This window comes from Micromonospora sp. DT228 (assembly GCF_049841595.1).
Classification (GTDB): domain Bacteria; phylum Actinomycetota; class Actinomycetes; order Mycobacteriales; family Micromonosporaceae; genus Micromonospora.
The window spans coordinates 1-694 of the sequence record NZ_JBNCKO010000057.1; the positions used below are offsets into that span (position 1 = coordinate 1).

General features: G+C 71.9%; 2 protein-coding genes. Both read left to right on the plus strand.

From position 1 onward, the window contains the following. Nucleotides 1-199: plasmid mobilization relaxosome protein MobC (gene mobC, locus ACLQ29_RS35385; RefSeq protein ID WP_425775703.1), on the plus strand; the 199-nt coding region annotated here is incomplete at its 5' end. Continuing rightward, on the plus strand, nt 199-694 hold a 496-nt coding region (locus ACLQ29_RS35390), incomplete at its 3' end, for a relaxase/mobilization nuclease domain-containing protein (protein ID WP_425775704.1). The genes mobC and ACLQ29_RS35390, both read left to right, overlap by 1 nt.

A 694-nucleotide genomic window follows, 5' to 3' on the forward strand; every position in this document is an offset into this window, starting at 1 on the left:
GTTGCTGGTCGAGTTGATGGGTGTGCACCGGCAGGTGCGGGGCGCGGCGACCAACCTCAACCAGGCGGTGGCGCGGCTGCATTCGACCGGGGAGCCGGCCGGGGACCTGGCCGCAGCGACGGCGTACCTGGCGCGGGTCGCGGCCCACGTCGACGAGCTCGTAACGGCGATCGCCGCCGCCCAGACCGGTCGACGCTGATGATCCCGAAGGTCACCTACGGCACCCGGGTCCGGGGCTTGCTGGAGTATCTGTGGGGCCCGGGAAAGGCCGAGGAACACATCAACCCGCACCTGGTCGCCGGGTACGACGACGCGTCGCTGCTGACTCCCGGCCGGCACGACCGTGACGGCGAGCGGTGGTCCCTGGACGAGTTGGCGGCGCGGTTGGACGCGCCGCAGATCGCCGCCGGCGAGCGCGGGGTGAAGCAATACGTGTGGCAGTGCTCGTTAAGCCTCCCGGCCCAGGAGGGGCAGCTCGACGACGCGACGTGGGGCCGCATCGCGGGCCGGTTCGTGGCCGAGATGGGCTTCACCGGCAGCCCTGATCGGGCCGGGTGTAGGTGGATCGCAGTGCGGCACGGACTGTCAGCGCGCGGCAACGACCACGTGCACCTGGTCGTCACCCTCGCCACCGAGGACGGGGCTCCGGTGTGGCTGCGGCAGGACAAGCGGCGCAGTCAGCAGGTCGCCGACC